The sequence below is a fragment of the Plebeiibacterium sediminum genome, from assembly GCF_026013605.1.
Lineage (GTDB): Bacteria > Bacteroidota > Bacteroidia > Bacteroidales > Marinilabiliaceae > Saccharicrinis > Saccharicrinis sediminus.
On sequence record NZ_JAPDPJ010000006.1, the window covers coordinates 29,850 to 45,937 of the forward strand.

Annotated in this window: 15 protein-coding genes; all 15 read right to left on the reverse strand. The window is 33.4% G+C overall.

Annotated elements, in window-relative coordinates; translation table 11 throughout:
* Positions 1-67: 67 nt before the first annotated feature.
* Entirely contained in the window at positions 68-253 is a 186-nt protein-coding gene (locus OM075_RS04720; RefSeq protein WP_301189326.1) for a hypothetical protein, read from the reverse strand.
* Between the two features lie 123 nt (positions 254-376).
* Entirely contained in the window at positions 377-1,561 is a 1,185-nt protein-coding gene (locus tag OM075_RS04725) for an MFS transporter (protein WP_301189327.1), read from the reverse strand.
* 203 nt (positions 1,562-1,764) lie between these two features.
* A complete protein-coding gene (locus OM075_RS04730; RefSeq protein WP_301189328.1) occupies positions 1,765-2,541 on the reverse strand; it encodes a patatin-like phospholipase family protein in 777 nt (258 codons plus the stop codon).
* A 33-nt stretch (positions 2,542-2,574) separates the two neighbouring features.
* Complete coding sequence (locus OM075_RS04735; RefSeq protein WP_301189329.1) at positions 2,575-3,075, reverse strand: hypothetical protein; 501 nt, start codon at positions 3,073-3,075, stop codon at positions 2,575-2,577.
* A gap of 9 nt (positions 3,076-3,084) precedes the next feature.
* Entirely contained in the window at positions 3,085-4,155 is a 1,071-nt protein-coding gene (locus OM075_RS04740) for an ExbD/TolR family protein (protein WP_301189330.1), read from the reverse strand.
* A gap of 180 nt (positions 4,156-4,335) precedes the next feature.
* On the reverse strand, positions 4,336-5,283 hold the full coding sequence (locus tag OM075_RS04745; protein ID WP_301189331.1) for an aldo/keto reductase: 948 nt from the start codon (positions 5,281-5,283) through the stop codon (positions 4,336-4,338).
* 519 nt (positions 5,284-5,802) lie between these two features.
* A complete protein-coding gene (locus OM075_RS04750) occupies positions 5,803-6,318 on the reverse strand; it encodes a hypothetical protein (RefSeq protein WP_301189332.1) in 516 nt (171 codons plus the stop codon).
* Positions 6,319-6,614: 296 nt separating this feature from the next.
* Positions 6,615-7,967, reverse strand: a complete 1,353-nt coding sequence (locus OM075_RS04755; protein WP_301189333.1) for a DEAD/DEAH box helicase — start codon at positions 7,965-7,967, stop codon at positions 6,615-6,617.
* Positions 7,968-8,452: 485 nt separating this feature from the next.
* Positions 8,453-9,460 (reverse strand): hypothetical protein, encoded by a 1,008-nt coding sequence (locus tag OM075_RS04760; RefSeq protein ID WP_301189334.1) that lies wholly within the window; start codon positions 9,458-9,460, stop codon positions 8,453-8,455.
* Between the two features lie 174 nt (positions 9,461-9,634).
* Positions 9,635-10,189, reverse strand: coding sequence for a hypothetical protein (locus OM075_RS04765; RefSeq protein WP_301189335.1), 555 nt, complete (start codon positions 10,187-10,189; stop codon positions 9,635-9,637).
* A gap of 13 nt (positions 10,190-10,202) precedes the next feature.
* Positions 10,203-10,643 (reverse strand): hypothetical protein, encoded by a 441-nt coding sequence (locus tag OM075_RS04770; RefSeq protein ID WP_301189336.1) that lies wholly within the window; start codon positions 10,641-10,643, stop codon positions 10,203-10,205.
* A gap of 51 nt (positions 10,644-10,694) precedes the next feature.
* On the reverse strand, positions 10,695-11,141 hold the full coding sequence (locus OM075_RS04775; protein WP_301189337.1) for a putative signal transducing protein: 447 nt from the start codon (positions 11,139-11,141) through the stop codon (positions 10,695-10,697).
* A gap of 467 nt (positions 11,142-11,608) precedes the next feature.
* A complete protein-coding gene (locus OM075_RS04780) occupies positions 11,609-13,093 on the reverse strand; it encodes a glycoside hydrolase family 30 protein (protein WP_301189338.1) in 1,485 nt (494 codons plus the stop codon).
* Positions 13,094-13,246: 153 nt separating this feature from the next.
* Entirely contained in the window at positions 13,247-14,665 is a 1,419-nt protein-coding gene (locus tag OM075_RS04785; RefSeq protein ID WP_301189339.1) for a galactose-binding domain-containing protein, read from the reverse strand.
* An 18-nt stretch (positions 14,666-14,683) separates the two neighbouring features.
* Positions 14,684-16,003 (reverse strand): glycosyl hydrolase, encoded by a 1,320-nt coding sequence (locus tag OM075_RS04790; RefSeq protein ID WP_301189340.1) that lies wholly within the window; start codon positions 16,001-16,003, stop codon positions 14,684-14,686.
* Positions 16,004-16,088: the final 85 nt, after the last annotated feature.

Genomic DNA, 16,088 nt, shown 5'->3' on the forward strand with positions numbered 1-16,088 from the left:
GTATTATAACCTGTTGTTTCGTACGCACTTTACGGAATACAACAATCTATTTATTCTTTTACTCCAGTTAATTACGAATATGGTATTTATCAATAACCATCGCTCTTTTTTCATCATCCAAAGTTTTCATATAGTTTTTCCAACCGGGACAAAATTTAATATGCCATCGCCACAATCTTCCTAAAAATGACTTGGGATTATTATCATACTTGGCTCTCCAAGGACAGCTATCGCAATTATTTGATTCTATCATAATTCACTTTGATTTAAAGATAAATCAAGTTATTACAAAAAATGTTTTTTCGCAAATCCCTACAATAGAAGCTATTATATATAAAACCCTGCCATTCTTAGTTTCTGAAATACATTAGTCTGACTAAGACTTCATCAAAATCGGAGTTACCATAAGTTGTTCTTTTGATTTTTGTCGTCGCACCAAAATGGATACAATAAATATGGCTATTACTAAATAACCCATTCCGATTATGGAAGAAAAGTTTACACCTACATTATTATCAATTGGTAAACCACCACTATACGATCCTAATGCATTTCCAAGGTTAAATGCTATTTGAATCATGGCTGCTCCCATCATTTCACCACCACGTGAGTTTTGTAGTACCAACAACTGGTTTGGTGCACCTACCATAAACAAACAGCTGGTACAAATGCACATCATTACAATGGCAAGAAAGGATATGGATGGTAAAAGAAAAAGAACAACCAGGGCCATTGCAGCTAAAGAATAAGCAAAACCAACAACCGAAGCACTACGAAAACGATCAGAAAGTTTACCTCCAATTATATTACCTAATACCATACTCACACCGCTTAACACCATAATCCATGTCATATCAGCAGCTGTAAAACCTGACATACCTGTTAAAAATGGAGATACATAACAGTAAAAACAGAAGATACCGCAATTACCTAATCCTGTAGCCAGCAATATCAACCAGGGATCCATCTTTTTAAGAAAGTTAAACTGACCTCGCAAACCATTGTTTGGAAGAGGTGCTATGGAAGGCATCCATTTTAAAAGGAAAAATAAATTAACAGCTCCCCAAACTCCTGTTACGTAAAAAATTAAACGCCATGAAAAATGATTGCATATATATGCACCCAATGGAATACCTATTAAATTGGCAATAGTCATTCCTGAAACCATAAAAGCCAATGCACTTGAACTTTTTCCTTCATCCGCTAATTTTTCAGCAACAATTGATCCTACCCCGAAAAAGGCCCCATGAGGTAAACCGGAAATAAAACGCATACCCAGCATAAACCAGTAATTATGAGAAAATCCCGCCAGCGTATTGCCTAACGCATAAATTAATATCAATAAAAAGAGTACTTTTTTTAATGGAAATTTACGGGCACTTAATAGCATTACAGGAGCTCCAACACAAACACCCAAAGCATATGCTGAAATCAAATGACCTGCAGCAGGAATACTTACATTCATCTCCTGAGCCACATAAGGCAATATGCTCATCATCACAAATTCAGCCATACCTAAGCCAAACGTTCCTAATGCCAATGGCACCAAACTCTTCTTCATACTATTACTTTTAACTTTCAGCAGCAAAAGTAATTAGGAGATATCTGGTGTACAATGAGTAGTGTGTTAATTAAAGCTAAATAAAAGCCTTATATAATAGGAGTTGCAGTATTTTGATTTACCTATTATAAAGAATTAAATAAGTAAAAGGCAGTTTTCGAGGTAGTGATTATTTGGTATGTATTTTAATATACAAAATTTCTTTATTCAAGGTTCAATTCAGCCAGCTTCTTTTCAAAGGCTTTTTTTGCATCGCTATAACCTTTTTTCATTAAATCCTGAACTTGATCCATATCGGCCATATTGTAACCAGCCAGGTTAGGTTCAATAAGCATATGTGCGTATTCAGTTTGGTGCTTTACAGAATGTTTCATGATAAAATGGAAACTATTTAGCAATACATCAATAATATTATCGGGCTTTTTATAGGAATGTTTTGCATTTAAATCAACCCCAATTACAAAATCAGCGCCCATATTTTTAACCGTATTTATAGGTACATTTTCAACAATTCCGCCATCAACAAGCATGTTACCATTGATTTCAACAGGTTTAAATATACCGGGAATACAAGTACTAGCCATTGCAGCTTCTGCTACTGATCCTTTATCTAAAATTACTTTTTCTCCGGTTTCAATATTTGTAGCAATCATTGCCAATGGAATATCAGCATCTTCAATGTTTTTATCTCCAATATGTTTAATAATAAGATTGCCTAGTTTTTCATTGGAAAGCAAACCATACTTTGAAAGTGTAACTCTGGTAATATCCATCCACTTTAATTCTGAAGCAATCTGTTCAATCTCGTCCCACGTTTTACCAAATGCAACAAAGGCTGCAACAAAAGCACCGATACTGGTTCCTGTTATATATTTTACCTTAATATCAAATTCCTCCATTGCTCTTAGCACGCCAACATGAGCTGCACCCAGTACAGCTCCACCTCCTAATGCTAAACCTATATTTGTATGATTTTTCATGTGTTAAAATTTTGTTATTTGTAGTTTCTGAAATTAATCATATAAAAACTTAATAAATTTATCATCTTCAAAATAATACGACCAACTCAAGCTTTCGTCCAACAAGTCAATTGTAACACCCTCTTTTGATACATTAATTTCATCAACAATTGATTCCCACACTCCTTTGGGCTCAATATGAACAACGATCTGAATCATTTCATTTTGACTTGCCAATTTATCAATCAATATTACTTTATAACTGTTCTCGTTTTTTAAAAAGGAGTATAAGTATAGTTGCTTAACTGAGTCAGTAAGCAGAATTGCATAATCTTTATTATTATCTCCATTAAAATCACCAGAACAGTAGTATGGTAATTGTCCCTCTTCTTCCATAAAATCATTCCAATAAGCAACATATTCATCTATTGAAACCTTTGAAAGTTGGGGTAGTTTTTCTTCTATGAAATGAATTATGTGATCAGGAATATTTTGAGAAAATATATTATTGCCAATAAAAAATAATATGAAAATGAAGGTTATTCTAAATCGCATAAAAAATAGTTAATATAAATGTTTGTCATGTAATTCCATAAGCTTAGTCTTATCTATTTCATGAATTTTCATTGGATATTTATTTATCGTAATCATTCTATCATCATGATCCAAATCTGAATAGTCATCCACATTATAACTTTCAAATGCATATTCATTTCTTAGCTCATAATAAGCACTTTGTATTTGATATAAAGTAGTAATATAAGTTTCATACATAAGGTTATCATCACAATACAATCTTATTACTTCATTTTCTAATTTTTCTAATCGCCTTTTAACATCATTTTTAAAGTTTTGAATATCCACTTCAGTGCCATTTACAAGTATTTTCTTAGGATAAATTTCAACAACAATATTTGTGATATTTAATTTAAGTATACTATCTGGAATTCGAGAAGGAACGGGAACTCCAGGTAAATCAACTGGCGGTAACAAAAAGTTAACAAAACTTATTGAATCTTTTGTGTTGTAGGCTGCATAACCAACCGAATTCATTTGAGCCTTTTGTAATTCTCTTTTTATTTGATTGAGAGTTCCTAATGGCAAATCCTTATCAATAAACAAACGTGATTTTGTTTGCTTTAAATTATTTAGAGACTGATAAGAAGTATCTGATATTTCATGAGGATTTCCGTTAATATAGAATCTCAACTCCTTGTTTTTATAATCTGCGTACAACGAATTCTGATAAGTGCCTATATATTTTTGGCTTATATTAAGGTGTGGTAATTGAATGGATGTTTTCTTTTTTGAATTGAAATAATCCAAACAATCAGAATATATATTTCTTTCGTAGGTGATTGATGGATTAAGACTATCTATATCATAAAAGGATAATTTTCCATCGACAATTTTATATATACTCTTATTTATTTTATTAATCCCATTATTGTAAATAGTATCCTTATTGAGATGATATAGTCTTTCTCCAGGCCAATTATCGTCTGCAAAATGATATGAATATTCACCAATATCTAAGGTCACATAATTCGTATAATTATCTGCTTCAATCCATTTTCCAATAATCTGATTATTGTCCTTACTACATGAATAGAAACTTGCTATAATAATTAGCAAAAAGAGTTGATTTATTTTGGAGATACCCATATTTCAGGATTTGTTTAAAAGAGGTTACTTTTTTTGAACCATATGTTTTGATTCTCAAATATAATTAAATGCAAAACAAAACACTAATAAATAAAAAATCCCCTTTACGTTAATTGCAAAGGGGACTCTCTTTATAAAATTCGGCATCTTTTACTTGCTTGCTTTATCCAGCAAATCAAGATCTTCCTGATCCAATTTCATTTTTGGTGCGGCAAAAAGTGTTTCTAACTGCGATGTGGTTGTGGCACTAACAATTGGAGCCCCAATATGCGGTTGAGCAATTAACCATGCTAAGGCCACGGAGGCAGGCTTTGAATTGTACTTAGCAGAAACGGTATCTAATGCATTTATAACTGCAAGTCCCTTTTCGTTTAAATATTTACGAACACCTTCGCCCCTGACACTTTTACTTAAATCTTCTTCTGAGCGGTATTTACCTGTTAAAAAACCTGCAGCCAACGACCAATAAGGGAATACCGTTAAATTGTACTTTTCAACAATTGGCAAATATTCCGTTTCGTATTTGGCTCTTTCTAACAAATTGTAGTGAGGTTGTAAAGCCACATATTTAGGAAATCCGTTTTTCTTTGAAACCTCAAAAGATTCAATTAATCTTTGTGGAGAAATATTTGATGCAGCAATATAACGAACCTTACCTGCTTTAACAATCTCATCATAGGCTGCCAGGGTTTCTTCAAGTGGTGTTTTTTCATCATCGAAATGGGTGTAATACAAATCGATATAATCGGTTTGCAAACGTTGTAATGATTCATCAACCGATTTAAGGATATGTTTCCTGCTCACATCAAAGCTATGCTCTTTGGTTTCAGAACCTACTTTTGTGGCAATTACCAAATCTTTACGGTTTTTTCTTTGTTTCATCCAATTACCAAGAATGGTTTCCGAAGTTCCGCCTTTTCCATTTACCCACCATGGATAGGTGTCGGCTGTATCGATAAAATTTAAACCTTCGGCGACAAAAGCATCTAAAATTTCAAATGATTTTGCTTCATCCAATGTCCACCCGAAAACATTCCCTCCAAAATTTATTCTACTGACTTCCAGATCAGTATTACTTATTTTTATTCTATCACTCATAATGAAAATATTTTATATGTTGATTGACTTTAAAATCATTGAACAGAAATATTAAAACGTAATTCTGTTGATATTAAACCAATTCATATCACGCTTGTTCAAAAATTTAAAACAAGCTTATTTCATTTGGAATAGCAATTCTATTCATTCGTATAGGACCGGTAATAATTAAAGTATAGCGGGATAGTGTATTTCTATTGAAATATTATTTAAAACCACCTTCCTCTCATGTTTGGGAGACTTCGACAGTTTGCTAAAATGCTATCTTTAATCGAGAGATGAATTTCTGCTACAAAATTCCCCAACATCAAAAAAAGGTTGGATGTCAAATATGAGGCAAAAGGTTATGACTTCTAGCTCTGATCTTGTTAACCGCAAAGAACGCCAAGAAGGCGCTAAGTACACTAAGGAATATTATGAATTAGAGGTAAAAACCACCTCCCCCTCATACTTCGGGTATTCCTCCCTGGCAAGAATGAGATTTGATTTACAGTACATTATGTGCAACATTCAAACTTCCTATTCAAAATCTATATTATCAATTGAATTAAAAAAGTTTGATTTATCAAACAGAACCATTGTACACAATTGATCTAGTTCTTTTGATAAGGATTCTGATTTATGACATTCTAATTTCATTATATTTTCCCAATATAAAGATCGAATCAAAATAACTCCAAACTCCGGTGTCCAGAAATAGGCTTCTCCTGCATCCATCATTTGGGGTGCATTATAAAATTTATATACAGTATAATTTTTAGATCCATTTATATAAACTCTCCTTTGCGCAAACAAAAATGATTTACTCACATCTTTTGTAAAGTATATATCTGAATTATTGAGATGCCCTTGATCAAATTTAAACTTAATGGTATCTGTTTTCTTCTCTACATAATTATTCCAATTTCTGATATATTTTAAATGATACACTGAAGTATCTGTTATTTCCTGAATAAACGAAACTGGAATTTCATACAAATCATATTCATTAGTATTGGATGTTTTATAATAAGTATAACTATAATCTGACGACATTATTTTTGGCGACGATGTGGATTCTTTTTGAAAGTTATTGCATGAAACAGTTAAATAAAGACAGAGACACATAATCAGCTGCAGCACTCTTGTTTGTGTTTTAATGCTTGGCTTTAATATTGGGCTGGTATTCATAGTTATTGCAATATTGCTAAAATATATTTTATGCGAATAGTATTTAAAACCACCTCCCCCTCATGCTTCGGGGACTCCTCCTTGGTAAGGAGGAGAGTTGATTTACAGCACGCTAAAGTCTTAAACTGGGAAAAGGATTTTTTCAAATCCTTTATAATCCATTACACAACACTAACTCTGATCTTCTTTTTTTTGAGTTTTGTATTGTTTGTTTTTGCTATTAATTGTTCTGCAACTTCGGCATGTACACTCACATAAGTACAATTTTGTTTGAGTTCAATCACTCCCAACTGATCCTTATGTATTTGACCTTGTTTCATAAACAAACCAGCTACATCACCTTTTGAAATTTTGTCTTGTCGGCCGCCGGAAATATATAAGGTTTTCCATTGTACAGGCAATGCAATATCTGATTTTGGCAATTCTTCCACATTCATTTTTTCAGGGTCTATCTCCTGAATAAATTCTGGCGGCTCTTCATCTTTCCATTGCAAAATATAAGCAATACCATCACGATTCATACGAGCTGTTCGACCGTTTCTGTGAGTAAATTCTTTTTTATGTAGTGGGAGGTTATAATGAATAATAAACTTTATTTCAGGAATATCCAGTCCGCGGGCTGCCAAATCGGTTGCCAAAAGAAGCTGAATAGTACCATTTCTGAATTTAACAAGAGAACGCTCACGATCTGTTTGTTCCATTCCTCCATGAAAACACTCATGCGAAATATGGTTTTCAGTTAAAAAATCACTTACCCTTTGCAAGGCATCCTTAAAATTGAAAAACACAATACCCGGTTGAGGACCAACAAATTCAAGTGTTTTTTGTAAAGCACTTAATTTATCTTTTTCTTCAGAAAGCAGTGTTTTTATAGTCAATTGAGAGGTTGCTTCTTTCAGGTAATTAATAAAAACAGGCTTTTTTAATCCAACAAATCCAGGGATTTTAGCATCGCTGGTAGCTGAAGTTAAAATCCTTTGCTTTACATTGGGAAGCTGATCAACAATCTCTATCATTTCGTTTTCAAAGCCTACTTCAAGCGACTTGTCAAACTCATCCAACACAAGGGTTTTAATATGATCCAAAGAAATTTCATCTCTTCTTATTCTATCCGCTATTCTACCGGGTGTTCCGATAAGTATGGCAGGACGGTGTTTTATATCAATACGATCAAGTGCGCCTGCCCTGCCGCCATACAGTGCATTTACCTTAAAACCCGATCCCATATTACGTGCCACCTGCTCAATTTGCTGCGCCAATTCGCGAGCCGGAACAAGAATTAAAATCTGAATCTCGGCACAGTTCTTATCCAATCGTTCGATTAAAGGCAATAGAAAAGCCAGTGTTTTACCTGTTCCGGTAGGTGAAAGTAATACCACATCCGACTTGGATTGAACAGTTGAAAACATCTCCTCCTGCATCGGATTTAATGATTCAATTTCAAATTTAGTAAGGATTGAGCTTATTAGCTTATCGTCAGAAATCTCTTTGGGATCGTTTATATTTTTAGACATTGAGTAAATGTTCTGTTTATTGTGTATTCTAAATTAAAGTGCGAATTTATCACTTTTATCTGTTACTTATGTCAATCAAGGGATGGAAGTAATAGCTTAGAAGGTTCGAAGCCTTAAACATCAACTATAAGTTTCACACTTACAGCCGGAATTTACATGATGGTGATTATATAAATTCCACAAATATTTTTATTTAAATATGGATCAAATTGGGTAGTCTGCAATTTCTAAAATTAATTTTCCATAATGTAAATCAACGTCCTGAAAGGACAAATCAATTTAGCCCAATACAAACGTAGTGACGCGTTGGGTATGATACATCATGTAAATGGCGCCCTGAAGGGGCAACTTAATTGAAGTGTGCCCTTTATTGAACGTCTGCTCTATGAATAAATTGCCGACTTGCGGATTGCAAAACTTTCAACCTATACCAAACTTGATGCGGGATATAAGCATTCAAAGCACAACGTACCGGCAATTATTTATTAGCGCGTGTTCTCGGCTGTTTCTATTTTCTTCTTTGCTATTTTCTTCCATTTCTTTTCATCTATAGAAGTGGATTTAAAATCTATATAGTTAATTATCTCTTTTTCTAAATCACTATATTTTGGGTTTAGTCTTTTCTCACTGGAAAAATGGTCTTCATTAGGTAATAACTTCCCTAATGCAATTGCTAAGTTAGGATTATATGATTTATATTGTTCATTCATATTCCAGGGTATTTGAAAAAATTTCTGACCTTGTGATTTTAAGAATGTTGTATCATTATTATTTGAAATTATTTGAACTTCAAAATATGGGTAGTTATTCATATTTCTTTGCAACAGACATAACATATAGCATTCTTTAAATTGCTTGAAATTTTCAAGATTATATTTTACATATGTCTGTCTAAATGCTTTTGATTTTTTATTTTCCTGAAACCATAAATTATATAATCTATCCGAATTTTCGCTTAACCACAGACTATCAACTCCCTCGTTTTGTAGATATCGAAAGGGTCCGTTGTTCTTTATATTAATTTCAGAAAACAAATAATCAATTTCTGGTTTTGTTATTACTTTTCTATAATTCTTTCCTTTCCAATTTTTTAACATTGTCGAAGTTCCCCAATACATTGAGTCTATTCTTCGACGGTATTTTATTCTATTCTCATTTTCTCTATTTATTTCAGCAAGCATGCCATTCATTTTTATAGAGTCTATACCTTTTTCTTGTAAAAAATGCATTTTACTGAAATTCAATGAGTCTGGAAAAAATTGATAAGATTTGTAGTATTCCTCGGTTTGGTATAATTTAATAGTATCACTATTTAAAATAATCTCATATTTTCGTCCCCATATTCTTTCGTAATTATCATTATAATGGTCAATTAATATGATTTTATCAATAGAACTAGCTTCCACATCCAGAAACTTAATTCCTTTTTTTTCCTGTCCAGATAATAAACAGGGGAAAAAAATCAAAAACAATATGTATATCATTTTCTTCATAAAATAGCCGAGAACTTGTTTCTATCTACCAGATTACAAATCCTACCTTGTAATTGAAAGAGGGAAGTACTTGTTTGTGAAAAGGTTTCATACACTTATAATAAATTTAAAACACGGATCACAGATCCGCGCTTTCTGGGAGTAACATAAATATAAAAATCATTTCCGTGACTTTTACTCCTCACTCTCTAAAATATCCTTAACAATCCAATTTCCATTTTTCTTTTCTAATAAATAGGTCGATGAAAAATCACCAAGTCCTAATACATTTCCTGTTTCAACAATATATTTAACGATAGCTACAGATTTATCTTTTGAAAACAAAACCTGATTAAAGAGACATAAGTCTCTGTCGAATATTTCATTTACTAATTGCTGATAATTTGTACCTGAAAACGGATCTGAAATACTTTCACATTGATTTAGCTTGCGCGCCATTTTATCCAAAACAATTAATGCACTTTGACGTACTAAACGAACGTTTAAATCTCCAAACTTCAAGTATTTTAGGTCTTCTTTTATTACTCCGCCATATTTTTTCTGTAATAAACTGATATAAACAGAGTCGTTATATTCCTCCACTAACTCACAAACTACAATATTCTTTTCTGAAATATCCCTATCATAGTTTATAACAGCCTGAATTACCTTAACTGATTCATTTGGGCTCTGAGCCTTTGAAGAAATTGCACAAAATAATAGGATTAAAAAGAGAAATAGTTTATTCATTTTGGTAGGCCGGTTATTCGTTTTCTTCATTTTTACATTTACGAACATAAGGTAGTTGTACAGCTAATGAAAATGATGATGGCACATTTTTATCATTCAACTTGGCAGGTGTCCACTTTGGCGACATATTTAAAATTCTTTTATATTCTTCATTTAACCTTTCATCAATGCTCCGAAGTGTACTTTGATATTGACATATTCCTGTGGAGTCGATGATAAATGCAACATAAAATTTTCCTATTGTATCAATCTTATTTAATAGCTCCCAATTTAAATTATTCTCAATAAAACAGATTAATGCATCATTACCACCCGGAAATATAGCTATTTTCTCTATCGGATTAATAAATTTTACTTCTTCAACACAACTATCCGGTACCAAAGGTTCTTCGAGTTGACAAAAAACATTTACTGAAATGAAAAGTAGAAATAATAAACCTGATATTTTATTCATAAAACTGGAAATATGAACGATGTTTGGGTTTTGATTAGTTTAAATCGCCACTTACTTCTTTACATATTTCCATTCCTTATTACAATCAAAACACTTGTAATTTCTTTTAAATATTGGAAATAGAATACTCAGAATTACATAGACTATAACAGCCACAATATTAAGTTCTTTTTTGCGACCAATATTTTCGGAATGACAAAAGGGACAAGCTTTTTTATTGGTTGAAGCTGTAAGGTATACCGTTTCAACCGGGATATTCTCTTGCTCATTACCGTCTGATATATATCCTCCTTTTTGCAAAACATTTATTCCTGCACTATAATCATTTTCGTTCACCAACAGCTTAACGCCACCTATGGCATTTGAATAAAAGTTATTAACCTGAGCAGTTAGTTCATCTATTATAACACTATGAATACCTTCTGACTGAAGATAAGTTTTAACCATATGTGCATCGTGAGGATAAGTAGATCGATAGATTATTTTTTGATTGTCCATAGTTTTGTTTTTGTTATAGGTTATTTTTCAATTTGTTTACACTATCTGCACCTACATTCGTTTCTAAGAGGGGGTATTGAAACAGGATTTTATGCAGATCATTAAAACGAAGAACTTTATACTTCCTTTCAAATATAACAAATAGTTAATACCAACGATTGTAATTTAAAACCATTTTTTCCATTTGTATAACATCAGCTTATTAAAATCATTTAGAAATAACCTGTTTATCCACTGAATACCTGCAAACTACAATAACATCATTTAAGTAATAGAAATTTAAAATAAAAAATCCCCCTGGCAGCTTAAGCCAAGAGGATTTAATCATTACTGTAATACATGTGTCGTAAACAGAACTATTATTTTTTAAATAACAAAACTGTTGCCTGTGCTTAGTTTAGTAATACAATAATTTAATTCTAAATTAAACCGGAAAACAAAAACATAATACACGGTGGTTTTATGCTCTATTCATTTTTAAGCACTATTGTTTGAATGGCTTCTGCATCAATGGCCACTTTAATCATTTCATTTTTTAAGGATAGTTTAACTAGTTGAGCCTCCTCCTGCATATTTAGCATTACAAGTGCAATGGAACCATCCTGATTTTGTGCGGCTGTTATAAGCAAGTTGTCTTCTGAAGATTGAAAACCAATACGCTTAGCTCCGGGACGAATAAACTTGCTAAAATGTGCCATGGTATAATACAATGGCGTATAGTATACCTCTCCTGCATTTTCATCAACAATTACAGGTGCCAGACACCAGTTTTTTGCCCAGTTAGGTCCACCTTGCCTATTTAATACCATATTCCAATCAATCCATCCATCCACATTATTGTTTAAGCAACCAATGATATCGCGAGCATAACGATACACTGGTGCATATTTAGGATGCAGGTATTTTTGATTCTCGGGAGCCCAATCCCAGCCCCAATCGGTAGCTGCTTTGGTCCAATACCAGGCATCATCCTGCCAATGGGGAACTTCGGCATCGGCACATGCTTCAGATTGAATCAGATGTTTTTTCGAAGCTGCATTGTGTGTATAGTTTAATGATTCTGCAAATACATCATAGGTACTGGCATACCAGTGAACAGCCATACCATCAAAATATTTTGAGGACGCCTCATCTGCATACATAACATCAGCCCAATATTTTAACTCTTCGCCCCTGTTTTGATCATAACCTAAAATTTTTACCTGAGGATAATCTTGTTCAAGCTGCGGCCCTAAATAATGCTGTACAAAGTTTACCATTTCTTCCGCAGAAAAATGCATACTTTCCCAGTTACAGTCGTTACCTAAAGGTTCATTTTCAACAGTGAGCCCCCAAATATCAATCCCTTGATTTTTATAAGCAGTTATATATTTTGAAATAAACAAAGCCCAGGTATCATAATATTCAGGTAATAGCTTACCACCTTTCCAATCCTTATTGTCTTTCATCCATGTTGGCGCAGTCCAGGGAGAAGCCAATATTTTAAAACCATCTTTTGAAACTGCCAGGGCATCTTTTATCATCGGAATCAAATCATCCATATCCTCTTTAACAGAAAAGCTTGTTAACGCAGTATCGCCTTCTATTGGAGCATAGGAATAATTACCCAATGAAAAATCGCATGAATTAATATGCGTTCTTGTTAAAGAATAGGCTGCCCCCTCATTACCAAAATATGCATCTATTACTTCTTGCCTTTTTGCAACATTTAACTGATTTAATAAATATGCTGAAGCTTCGGTAAAAGCACCTCCAAAACCTGTAATTGTTTGATATTGTTGCTCAGGAAAAAGTACAAGAGATACGGTATTTTCTGCATCCTGAAACTTACCCAGCTTTTTAAGTTTATTACCCATTGCTGATGTTTCATAAACATCTACTTTCAAATTACTTGTATTACATCCCCATAATGCCAGTAAAACAAGCATTATAATGTACCCAACTGCCTTCATTGATTTGCTATTTAATTTTTAATGTTTTGATGTGTTGATATAAAGCTCAGGTTTACTTTTTACAAGATTAAAAAAAGGGGCTGTTCCGGAAGTTTTGAACAGCCCCAGATTTACCAACTTTTAAAAACGATCAGGAAAAGAATCGATTAACAATTATTTCTTGATGATTTTTTGGGTTTTCACAATCCCTCCCATTCTTATTTTGGCTATATATACTCCTTTAGTAAGATTACTTAAATCGACTTTAGCATCAGTTGTATTTGGAGATACTTCAAGCACCATACTTCCTGATAAAGCAAAAATCTCAATACCATCTATTGTTGAAGCCGAAATCACTTTCATATAATTTACAACCGGATTAGGTAAAATGCTAAATTCAACGTCATCCATTTCAGATACTGCTGTTGTATTTCCTTTCCAAAAAAATAAGTTATCAACATATACAGTTCCATTACCTTCGGTTTTAAACTGAAATGCATTTGTTAAATCAGGCATAGTATATTCCTCTAAAGAAATATCTACTGACACCCATTCTCCAGTAGTAATACCTTCGTTAGCTGCTATATCATAAGCATTTTCTTGTCCCGGACTTATTACTGAAAACTTTAATTCAGTTGCATCTCCTGTAAAATAGTCTAAATGCACATATTCCATTGCTGATACATCAGTTCCTGTATACTCTGTTCCCTGAAAATTTAAACCTGCATATTTAAGTGCATTATCCTCTTGAAATTGTACCTCAGAAACAACTGTTGTTTGTCCCCAATAAGGGTTTGAATTGGTTATTAAATTATTAGTGTAATGATCGCTGTAAACAGAGATTACATTTGCTTCGTTTTGAGTTGGAGTTGGAGCTGCAGCACTTGGTGTATCAATAATAAAATGAATCGTATAGGTTTCTGTTACAGACAAATCCTCTGATTTAACCTCAATAGTTGTTGATCCCGGGATACTTGTTGCTTCTGTAATCACTGAACCGGCACTTGAATTTGTTGTAGTAACTGTAACCGTAGGAACTGTTGTTTCTCCCTGAACCAGTCCGTAAGTATATTCTGTTACGCCAGGGGCAAAACCATCAATACTAACACCATCCACTTTTAAATCTGATAAAGAAGCATCTTTTTCTTCCGAAATAGTTTCATATACCTCAAACTCGAATAAACTATATCCCCAGCCAGTTCCTCTCACAGTACCATACATACGCACATAGCGACCTGTTCCGGTTAAGGTAATATCATCAACACCTCCATCTGAATTGGTTTCAGTATAAACATCTGTCCAGGTTGAATTATCATCAGAAACCTGAATTTTATACTCCTTCCCAAAGGCTCCTTCCCAATCAAGAACAACTCTGCCAATTGAATAAGATTGTCCTAAATCAATAGCAATCCATCGAGGATCTTCAGATACTGATTCCCAACGTGTTCCGCCATCTCCATCCACTGCCATAGCAGAACCTCTTCCCTCTGAAGTTTCACTGGAAGTTGTTGTGGTTTTGTTTAAAGCTAAATTTTGTGAGTAAATGTTTGCCACCATTAGTAAGGCAGCGAATAAAAAAGTAAATTTTTTCATTTGAATTGATTTTTAAGATTATGAATTAAGGTTATTGTAAAACTTGAGCCAGTTCATTTTCAAAGATCCGGCTTCAATTGTTATTCGAAAAGTTTGTTTTCCCTTTTCCAGTGAGATAGGAATCTTTGCTGTTTTCCATGTATTATTACTACCTGTATTGGAGAGGAGAAACTTGGAAGACAATGCTCCATTTACATCAAATTGTAATCGTGTATTATTTTCTGATGCATAACGAATTTCTAAGGTATAATTGCCGGAAGCTTCAGGATTAATTTGATATTCGACCCAATGCTCCTTGAAAAAATCATATAGTTCTAGCGTTTTATGGGTTGCGTCATTTGTAACTCTAACCCGGGGACCGTTTACCCATGAATTGGTACCCACACCTTCTGCAATACAAATAGAACTATAATCCTCAGCCTCTATAGTTTGACATTCGCCATAATAAGTATTTTTATCCTGTGCAGATATCTGTGTAAAAATTTCGCCCAAATCTGTTAAGGCAAACGAGGATGAGTTTTTAAGCAAAAAATTGTACGGAAAATCATTTTCACTTTCTGCACCTCTTGGAATAAACCATGCATAGCGATAAATTAAAGAATCACTTTCAAGATAATTAATGGCATCCGACATAAATTGCTGTTGTTCCTCAGCGGTATAAGTTTCATTATTCAGACCATCCCATGCACAAAATTCAGTTAGCCATATCGGTTTATTATATTTTTTAAATCGACTAATATACCATTTCAGTGCACCGGGGCTTGCCATATAACAATGCAGCGAAATTCCATCCACATCCGAAAGAGGCACCAACTCAAAAAATTCATCTAACCAAACTATCGGATCTCCATAGTTTTCAAGTGTTCCGTAGTTCATTGCAGGCGATATCAGCTTTAGACCAAACTCTTTTGCCACAGCTTTAATCTCCGGCCATTTTTGAGCCGCTTGTTGCGGAGTCATATTGGCCTGATCTGTTAAATTCGGTTCATTAAATGTCAGTAGGTATTTACATTCCGGATGTCGTTCTTTATACTTTTTTAAAGCACTTTTATCAATACCATTCCAGGCCATTGGACAAAAGTCCAGATTCATTTCTTTATTCAACTCATCGTATTTTGCAGCATGAGCCGGGCTCCAATTGTAATACCACGAAATTGATGGTCCCAACACACTTACATCTTCTGAAAATGAGAAAGCAAAAGAAACACCTCGCTTAGGACTTTTACCCTGTTTTACATGTGTATTTTCATTACAAATAACCTTATTTGCATCTGTATTACACGAGTTTAAAAAACAAAGCAATACCAATAACCCCCAGATGTAGTGTAAGAATTTCATTCAATTAAAATTTGTATAAAGTGACCCAACGAAACCCTATGGGAAACCTGATTTCAAAGGCAACTTGTGATTTATGTCTAATTAA

What these genes read in the sequence shown, in the direction of transcription:
- OM075_RS04720 (WP_301189326.1), bottom strand. Translation starts at nt 253, where the DNA reads ATGATAGAATCAAATAATTGCGATAGCTGTCCTTGGAGAGCCAAGTAT.
- OM075_RS04725 (WP_301189327.1), bottom strand. Translation starts at nt 1,561, where the DNA reads ATGAAGAAGAGTTTGGTGCCATTGGCATTAGGAACGTTTGGCTTAGGT.
- OM075_RS04730 (WP_301189328.1), bottom strand. Translation starts at nt 2,541, where the DNA reads ATGAAAAATCATACAAATATAGGTTTAGCATTAGGAGGTGGAGCTGTA.
- OM075_RS04735 (WP_301189329.1), bottom strand. Translation starts at nt 3,075, where the DNA reads ATGCGATTTAGAATAACCTTCATTTTCATATTATTTTTTATTGGCAAT.
- OM075_RS04745 (WP_301189331.1), bottom strand. Translation starts at nt 5,283, where the DNA reads ATGAGTGATAGAATAAAAATAAGTAATACTGATCTGGAAGTCAGTAGA.
- OM075_RS04750 (WP_301189332.1), bottom strand. Translation starts at nt 6,318, where the DNA reads ATGTCGTCAGATTATAGTTATACTTATTATAAAACATCCAATACTAAT.
- OM075_RS04755 (WP_301189333.1), bottom strand. Translation starts at nt 7,967, where the DNA reads ATGTCTAAAAATATAAACGATCCCAAAGAGATTTCTGACGATAAGCTA.
- OM075_RS04760 (WP_301189334.1), bottom strand. Translation starts at nt 9,460, where the DNA reads ATGAAGAAAATGATATACATATTGTTTTTGATTTTTTTCCCCTGTTTA.
- OM075_RS04765 (WP_301189335.1), bottom strand. Translation starts at nt 10,189, where the DNA reads ATGAATAAACTATTTCTCTTTTTAATCCTATTATTTTGTGCAATTTCT.
- OM075_RS04770 (WP_301189336.1), bottom strand. Translation starts at nt 10,643, where the DNA reads ATGAATAAAATATCAGGTTTATTATTTCTACTTTTCATTTCAGTAAAT.
- OM075_RS04775 (WP_301189337.1), bottom strand. Translation starts at nt 11,141, where the DNA reads ATGGACAATCAAAAAATAATCTATCGATCTACTTATCCTCACGATGCA.
- OM075_RS04780 (WP_301189338.1), bottom strand. Translation starts at nt 13,093, where the DNA reads ATGAAGGCAGTTGGGTACATTATAATGCTTGTTTTACTGGCATTATGG.
- OM075_RS04785 (WP_301189339.1), bottom strand. Translation starts at nt 14,665, where the DNA reads ATGAAAAAATTTACTTTTTTATTCGCTGCCTTACTAATGGTGGCAAAC.
- OM075_RS04790 (WP_301189340.1), bottom strand. Translation starts at nt 16,003, where the DNA reads ATGAAATTCTTACACTACATCTGGGGGTTATTGGTATTGCTTTGTTTT.